The organism is Kitasatospora sp. NPDC059577 (assembly GCF_042735475.1).
Lineage (GTDB): Bacteria > Actinomycetota > Actinomycetes > Streptomycetales > Streptomycetaceae > Kitasatospora.
On sequence record NZ_JBHWBZ010000080.1, the window covers coordinates 7,453 to 14,758 of the forward strand.

Annotated in this window: 8 protein-coding genes; 7 read left to right on the forward strand and 1 reads right to left on the reverse strand. The window is 72.3% G+C overall.

Going from position 1 to position 7,306, the window contains the following annotated elements; all coding sequences use genetic code 11:
- Window positions 1-116: 116 nt before the first annotated feature.
- Window positions 117-941: a methyltransferase domain-containing protein gene (locus ACFV0O_RS37610; protein WP_360262059.1), complete on the reverse strand. Its 825-nt coding sequence runs from the start codon at window positions 939-941 to the stop codon at window positions 117-119.
- A gap of 217 nt (window positions 942-1,158) precedes the next feature.
- On the opposite strand from ACFV0O_RS37610, the gene proS reads away from it, so the two are divergent.
- The 7 genes from proS (at window position 1,159) to rplS (ending at window position 7,097) form a co-directional block, all read left to right on the forward strand.
- On the forward strand, window positions 1,159-2,571 hold the full coding sequence (proS, locus tag ACFV0O_RS37615; protein ID WP_380348744.1) for a proline--tRNA ligase: 1,413 nt from the start codon (window positions 1,159-1,161) through the stop codon (window positions 2,569-2,571).
- 510 nt (window positions 2,572-3,081) lie between these two features.
- Entirely contained in the window at window positions 3,082-3,660 is a 579-nt protein-coding gene (locus tag ACFV0O_RS37620; protein ID WP_189923538.1) for a hypothetical protein, read from the forward strand.
- 493 nt (window positions 3,661-4,153) lie between these two features.
- The gene (gene rpsP / locus ACFV0O_RS37625; protein ID WP_360262061.1) at window positions 4,154-4,582 is read left to right on the forward strand and encodes a 30S ribosomal protein S16; all 429 of its coding nucleotides are present in this window, start codon (window positions 4,154-4,156) and stop codon (window positions 4,580-4,582) included.
- Window positions 4,583-4,584: 2 nt separating this feature from the next.
- Window positions 4,585-4,824, forward strand: a complete 240-nt coding sequence (locus tag ACFV0O_RS37630) for an RNA-binding protein (RefSeq protein WP_030056773.1) — start codon at window positions 4,585-4,587, stop codon at window positions 4,822-4,824.
- A gap of 266 nt (window positions 4,825-5,090) precedes the next feature.
- A complete protein-coding gene (gene rimM, locus ACFV0O_RS37635; protein ID WP_380348747.1) occupies window positions 5,091-5,735 on the forward strand; it encodes a ribosome maturation factor RimM in 645 nt (214 codons plus the stop codon).
- 38 nt (window positions 5,736-5,773) lie between these two features.
- A complete protein-coding gene (gene trmD, locus ACFV0O_RS37640) occupies window positions 5,774-6,592 on the forward strand; it encodes a tRNA (guanosine(37)-N1)-methyltransferase TrmD (protein WP_360262094.1) in 819 nt (272 codons plus the stop codon).
- A gap of 154 nt (window positions 6,593-6,746) precedes the next feature.
- The gene (gene rplS, locus ACFV0O_RS37645; protein WP_030306736.1) at window positions 6,747-7,097 is read left to right on the forward strand and encodes a 50S ribosomal protein L19; all 351 of its coding nucleotides are present in this window, start codon (window positions 6,747-6,749) and stop codon (window positions 7,095-7,097) included.
- Window positions 7,098-7,306: the final 209 nt, after the last annotated feature.

Below are 7,306 nucleotides of genomic sequence, written 5' to 3' on the forward strand. Positions count from 1 at the left end.
GGGGCCGGCGGGCCGGCCGGTGCGGGGGGGGGGCCGGGGCGGGACCCGGCCGGCCCCGGCGGCCCCCCGCGGCGGGGGGCCCCCCCCCCCGGGGGGGGCGCCCCCGGTCGGCGTTTCTAGCGCGGCCGCTCGGCGACCAGGTAGCGGAACAGGTTCTCCATCCGCACCGAGCCGTCCGCGCGCAGGTACGGCTGCAGCGCCTCCTCCAGCTCCTTGGCCACCAGCGAGGCGCCGGAGAACTCCTCGGCCGCCTCGAACAGGCCGGTGGAGAGCAGGCCGCGCACCGCGCTGTCGAGGTCCGCGTACGCGAACGGGCAGCTCACCCGGCCGCTGCCGGCCGGGCGCAGGCCGGCCGGGCCGAGCAGGTCCTCCAGCGCTCCCGGTGCGCTCAGCTCGAACGGGTCGCGCGCGGTCGTGCGGCCCGCCATCCGCCGGGCCACGTCCAGCACCGCGGCGCTCTCGCAGCGTTCCGGCGGGCCCCAGGCGGCGAGCACCACGTGCCCGCCCGGGAGGGTCAGCCGGGCCGCCTCGGCCACCACCCGGCCGGGATCGGCGGCACCGGGCAACTGCTCGAAAACCGTCACCAGCGAATGGGCCGACCGGGGGACGGCCGCCGTCGGCCGGGACCCGGCGCACACCCGCAGCCGACGGCCGCGGGCCAGCTCGCGCAGTTCGTCCCGCGGCTCCTGCCCGGCGACCTGCGCGCCCCGCCCGGCGGCGAGCAGCAGCGCCAACCCGGACCGGCAGCCCAGGCCGAGCACGCTGCTCGCCGGGCCGACCTCCAGCCGGTCGTGGACCGCCTCGTAGAGCGGCACCAGCATGCGTTCCTGGATCTCCGCCCAGTCGCGCGCCCGCGCGGGACCGTCGGCCCCTGCCTGCGGGTGGTGCGCGCGTGCGCCGGTCGGTCGTACGGTCGTGCCGGTCGTCCGAGCTGAAGCCATCGCGGCCTCCCATCCGGTCCTTCGGTGTGCTGCTACGGCTCCCCCAAAGTCCCGCCCCACTCCAGCGAACAGCGGGTCGGGCCCGGCGTCCAGAGGGGTGCAGGGTGGTGCGCGCGTGTCGCGGTGGTGCGCCCCCCGTCCTGCGGCCAGTCCGGCACCCGCCGAGGGTGTGATACCGATTCGAAGTCAGGGGGTCGCTCCCCGTACCATTCGCCCCATGGCTAAGGCACCCGTTCTCACCCCTCAGGCGGAAGACTTCCCGCGCTGGTACCAGGACCTCATCAACAAGGCCGAGCTGGCCGACAACGGTCCGGTGCGCGGCACCATGGTCATCCGACCGTACGGCTACGGCCTGTGGGAGCGGATGCAGCAGGAGATGGACGCCCGGATCAAGAAGGCCGGCGCGCAGAACGCCTACTTCCCGATGTTCATCCCGCAGTCCTACCTGACCAAGGAAGCGGAGCACGTCGAGGGCTTCGCACCCGAACTCGCGGTGGTCACCCACGGCGGCGGCAAGCAGCTGGAGGAGCCGGTCGTCGTCCGGCCCACCTCCGAGACGATCATCAACGAGTACTTCTCGAAGTGGGTGCAGAGCCACCGCGACCTGCCCCTGCTGATCAACCAGTGGGCCAACGTGGTCCGTTGGGAGCTCCGCCCGCGCGTCTTCCTGCGCACCACCGAGTTCCTCTGGCAGGAGGGCCACACCGCCCACGCCACGTACGAGGACGCCCGTGACTACGCGTCGATGATCCACACCCAGGTCTACGGCGACTTCATGACCAACGTGCTCGGCATCGACGTGGTGCTCGGCCGCAAGACCGCCAAGGAGCGCTTCGCCGGCGCCATCAACACCCTCACCCTCGAGGCCATGATGGGCGACGGCAAGGCGCTGCAGATGGGCACCAGTCACGAGCTGGGCCAGAACTTCGCCAAGGCGTTCAACACCACCTACCAGCTGCAGGGCGCCGAGCGCGAGCACGTCTGGCAGACCTCCTGGGGCGTCTCGACCCGCATGGTCGGCGGCCTGATCATGTCCCACGGCGACGACAACGGCCTGCGGGTCCCCCCGCGCCTGGCCGCCGTCCAAGCCGTCGTGCTCGCGATCAAGGGCGACGACGCGGTCATCGCCAAGGTCCGCGAGATCGGCGCCCGGCTGGAGGCCGTCGGCATCCGCGTCGTGGTCGACGACCGCACCGACACCCCGTTCGGCCGTCGTGCCGTCGACTGGGAGCTCAAGGGCGTTCCGCTGCGCATCGAGGTCGGCCCGCGCGACCTGGAGAACGGCACCGCGATGCTGGCCCGCCGCATCCCGGGCGGCAAGGAGCCGGTCTCCATCGACGCCCTGGCCGAGCTGCTCCCGGGCGTCCTGGAGGAGGACCAGGCGCTGCTGCTGCGCCAGTCCCGCGAGCGCCGCGAGTCCCGCACGGTCGAGGTCAAGACCCTCGACGAGGCCGTCGAGGCCGCCGCGACCGGCTGGGGCCGGATCTCCTGGGCCGACCTCGGCGCCGAGGGCGAGGCCAAGCTGGCCGAGCAGGGCGTCACGGTGCGCTGCATCGTCGCGGCCGACGGTTCGGTACCGGCGACGGACGACCAGGACGGCAACATCGCGATCGTCGCCCGCGCGTACTGACGCCAGCTCCCGGCGGGTCGGGGGCCGGTTCCGGGGCGTTCAGGGTCGTTTCGGGTCGGGGTCCGAGCGTGTTTCGCGGCTCTTCCGCGATCCGGGGATGTCCGCCGGTTGTCTGTTACCTGCAGGTAATGACCGTTGGCGGCGACATTTGCCCGGAATGCGGATGGGTAAGAATCCGGTAACTCTTCCGGGGGACTCCCGGACGCGGACATCCCTACTGGCCGGTCAACTCCCGGTATTAACGGAATAGCGGTACGGTGTACGGCCCGTGGCCCTGTCAATCAGGCGGGACCTCGGGCCGTACGTCCTGGGGGCGACAGCCCGCCCCCCGGGGCGGAATTCACCAGGCCCGCCGACTCTGCGACGGGCCGAAACCGGCAGGGGGTTGGTCTTGCGTCAGATCCGGAGCGTGCAATTCGTGCGCTGCCTCGCATTCCTGGGAGTTCCCTGTGAATTCCCGGAGAACGGAAACATGCGGAACATCGGCTCGCACTCCATCGTTGGTCTAGCGTGAGCACGACACAGCCCCTCGTCCTCGCGGCCGAACTGGCCGCCGCCTGGAGCGACATCCAGGCCTACCACCAGGACCTCCCCGACCTGGCCTCGCCCGAGGCACTGATCGGCGAATCCTCCTCGGCCTGTGGCACGCGGCTCGGTTTCGAGCGGCTCCTCCACGAGGCTGCCCACGGTCTGGCCGCGGCCCGGGACATCCGGGACACCTCGCGGGCCGGCCGCTACCACAACCGGCGCTTCCTGATGCTCGCCTCCGAGCTCGGTCTGGCGCACCCGGTCGAACCGCACGCCAGCAGCGGCTTCTCCCAGGTGACCATGCTCAAGGAGACCCAGGAGCGTTACGCCGGGACCATCGAGCGCCTGGACCGCGCCCTCGGGGCGCACCAGGAAGCGGTGGCCGGCGACGGTGCGACGCGCGCCTTCCGCGGCCCGGCCGCTCGGCACGGCTCCTCCGGGGGCGGCGTCCGGGTCAAGGCGGTCTGCGGCTGCGGACGCAACGTCCGGGTCGTGCCGTCGGTCCTCGCGCAGGCGTCCATCGTCTGCGGCGCGTGCCAGCAGCCGTTCAAGATCGCGTAAGTGGTCGGCGACCGGCGGGCTGCTGTGCGGGCAGCGGTCCGGCCGGAGCGGGCGGTACGACAGGCGCGTGAGCGCGTACGCGCCGTGCGGCGGGACGGTCGCACGGCGGAGCAGGGCAACGGCACAGTGGTGACGGCGTCACGGGCATCCCTGGCGCCACGGGTGCCACGAGCGTCCTCGGCGCCATGAGTGCCACGAGTGCCACGGGGGCCACGGGGGCGCCCCGGGCGCCCCGGGCGGGACAACGACAGAGCGGTACAGCGGTGAGTCCGTGGCTGGACCGGGAGCGGGGGCTCCCGGTCGAGCCCTGATCGGCTCCCGGGCCCGTGTTCAGGCGGTTCTCGCCGGTGTGGCAGAATGGACAGCTGAGTACTCGGCAGCCGGGCAGGACCCCTCTCTCCTACGGCTGGCGTGTCCCTTGAACGGTCCGCCCCGCAACCCCACGCGATGGCAGGGCCGCTCACCCACGTCAACTCCAGGAGAATCCACTCCCGTGGCAGTCAAGATCAAGCTGAAGCGTCTCGGCAAGATTCGCTCCCCGCACTACCGCATCGTCGTCGCCGACTCGCGCACCAAGCGTGACGGTCGCGCGATCGAGGAGATCGGCATCTACCAGCCGACCTACAACCCCTCGAAGATCGAGGTCGACACCGACCGCGCCCAGTACTGGCTGTCCGTCGGCGCCCAGCCGACCGAGCCGGTGCTCGCCATCCTCAAGCTGACCGGCGACTGGCAGAAGTTCAAGGGCCTGCCGGCTCCGGCGCCGCTGAAGGTCGCGGAGCCGAAGGTCGAGGACTTCTCGCACCTGTTCGCCAAGGCCGTCGCCGGCTTCGAGGACGCCACCACCGGTGTCGCCATCACCCCGAAGGCCAAGAAGTCGGACAAGGCCGAGGCCGAGGCCGACGCCGCCGCCGAGGCCTGAGCGTGATCGAGGACGCCCTCGACCACTTGGTGAAGGGCATCGTCGAGCACCCCGACGAGGTGCAGGTGCGTTCGCGCAACCTGCGTCGGGGCAACACCATCGAGGTGCGAGTGCACCCCGATGACCTCGGCAAGGTGATCGGCCGGGGCGGCCGCACGGCGCGCGCTCTGCGCACCGTGGTCGGCGCCCTCGGCGGTCGCAACGTCCGGGTCGACCTGGTCGACGTGGACAACATTCGCTGACGCAGCTGCTCGTTCAGCCGTCAGGGCTTGGGGCCGATCGGGACGCATGTCGTCCCGGTCGGCCTTTTCTCGTTTCCCGAACCACCCCGGCGCGGCACCACTGCGTGCCGCGCTCCGCGGCAACGATGGTCGCTACACCGCCCCGCTCCACCTCGTACCACCCCGCTCTACCTCGTACCACCCGACCGCACCAGCCCTTCGCACCGGCCCTACGCATTCCGTCGGGCTCTTCGTTTCGGCTCAGGAACTCCAGGAGAACGATCACCGTGCAGCTCGTCGTCGGCAGGATCGGCCGTGCCCACGGCATCAGGGGGGACGTCAGCGTCGAGGTCCGCACCGACGAGCCGGAGCTCCGGCTCGGCCCGGGTGCCGTCCTGCTCACCGACCCCGCGTCGGCCGGGCCGCTGACCATCGAGTCCGGCCGGGTGCACAGCGGACGGCTGCTGCTGCGCTTCGCCGGCGTGAAGGACCGCAACGCGGCCGAGGCCCTCCGGGGCACGATGCTCATCGCCGAGGTCGACCCGGAGGAGCGCCCCGACGATCCCGAGGAGTTCTACGACCACCAGCTGATCGGCCTGGACGTGGTCCTGCTCGACGGCACCCCGGTCGGCGAGCTGACCGAGGTCGTCCACCTCCCGTACCACGACCTGCTCATGGTGAAGAAGGCCGACGGGACGGAGGTGCTGGTGCCCTTCGTCAGTCAGATCGTGCCGACCATCGACCTGGAGAACCAGCGAGCGGTGATCACCCCGCCCGCCGGGCTGATCGACCCCGACCTGGCCGAGGTCGCCGGTACGTCCGCGGCCGAGGACGCCGACGGTCCGGAGGACGCCGACGCCCCGGAGGGCTCCGAGGGGCCGGCGGGCGCCGAGGGTGCCGATCGCGCCGAGGGTCCGGAGGCGTCGCAGTGACCGTCGGCGTCGAGGAGGGCGGCGGCGTCCGGAGCGGCATGCGGATCGACGTCGTCACGATCTTCCCGGAGTACCTGGAGCCGCTGGACATCTCGCTGGTCGGCAAGGCCCGTGCGCGCGGCCAGCTGGACGTGCACGTCCACGACCTGCGCGAGTGGACCCACGACGTGCACCGCACGGTGGACGACAGCCCGTACGGCGGCGGCCCCGGCATGGTGATGAAGCCCGAGCCGTGGGGCGAGGCCCTGGACGCGGTGGTCGCCGGCGGGCCCGCCGGCGAGGTGCCCACCCTCGTCGTGCCGACGCCGAGCGGGCGCCCGTTCACCCAGGAACTCGCCCAGGAGCTGGCCGGCCGCCCCTGGCTGGCCTTCACCCCGGCGCGGTACGAGGGCATCGACCGCCGGGTGATCGAGGAGGCGGCCACCCGGATGCCGGTGGTCGAGGCCTCGATCGGCGACTACGTGCTGGCCGGCGGCGAGGTCGCGGTGCTGGTGATGGTCGAGGCGATCGCCCGGCTGCTGCCCGGGGTGCTCGGCAACGCCGAGTCCCACCGCGACGACTCGTTCGCACCGGGCGCGATGGCCGACCTGCTGGAGGGCCCGGTCTACACCAAGCCCGCCGAGTGGCGCGGCCGCACCGTGCCGGACGTGCTGCTCAGCGGCAACCACGGCAAGATCGCCCGCTGGCGGCGCGAGCAGGCCTTCGCCCGCACCCTGGCGAACCGTTCCGACCTGGTCGAGCGCTGGCAGCACGGCGCCTTCGACAAGAAGGACCGGGAGGCGCTCGGCATCCTCGGCCTGGCCTGGGACGAGCGGCTCGGCCGATTTCGGTCCACGGCCGTCGATGTGGAAGAATAGGCCGCTGCTGTCTGTCGCTGGTCCCCTCCCGTAGGGGGCACGTGGACCGGCGCCCTCGCCACGGGGGGATCGCCGTCAGCCGATGCGGCCCGCAGCGAACCCCATTGTGACGATTTTCCGTGGGCGGCCCGTGGCGCCTGCGATGGAGAGCAACATGAGCAACAAGCTCGCTGCTGTCGACGCGGCCTCGCTGCGTAGCGACATCCCGGCCTTCCGCGCCGGTGACACCCTGAAGGTCCACGTCCGGGTCATCGAGGGCAACCGCTCCCGTGTCCAGGTCTTCCAGGGCGTCGTCATCCGCCGCCACGGCGCCGGCATCGGTGAGACCTTCACCGTTCGCAAGGTCAGCTTCAACGTCGGCGTGGAGCGCACCTTCCCGGTGCACACCCCGGTCGTCGAGAAGATCGAGGTCGTGACCCGCGGTGCGGTTCGCCGCGCCAAGCTGTACTACCTGCGTGACCTCCGCGGCAAGGCCGCGAAGATCAAGGAGAAGCGCGACCGCTGATCCACCGGCCCCCGGCCTCGCCGGGGGATCGGAGCGCTCACGGGAGGCGAACGACCGCAAGGTAGGCTCACCCCCCGATGAGCACGCACGAACCACCCGCGGGGGGCGCCCCGCCCCCCCCCCCCCCCCCGGGGGGGGGGCCCGAGCGCGGCGCCGGGGGTGTGGCGGACCCGGCCCCCAAACAAGACCCGGTGGCGGCCGCCAGCGCC

Excerpts from the sequence above, each read along its gene's own strand:
- ACFV0O_RS37610 (WP_360262059.1), bottom strand. The coding sequence starts at position 941 with ATGGCTTCAGCTCGGACGACCGGCACGACCGTACGACCGACCGGCGCA.
- trmD (WP_360262094.1), top strand. The coding sequence starts at position 5,774 with ATGCGGATCGACGTCGTCACGATCTTCCCGGAGTACCTGGAGCCGCTG.
- rplS (WP_030306736.1), top strand. The coding sequence starts at position 6,747 with ATGAGCAACAAGCTCGCTGCTGTCGACGCGGCCTCGCTGCGTAGCGAC.
- proS (WP_380348744.1), top strand. The coding sequence starts at position 1,159 with ATGGCTAAGGCACCCGTTCTCACCCCTCAGGCGGAAGACTTCCCGCGC.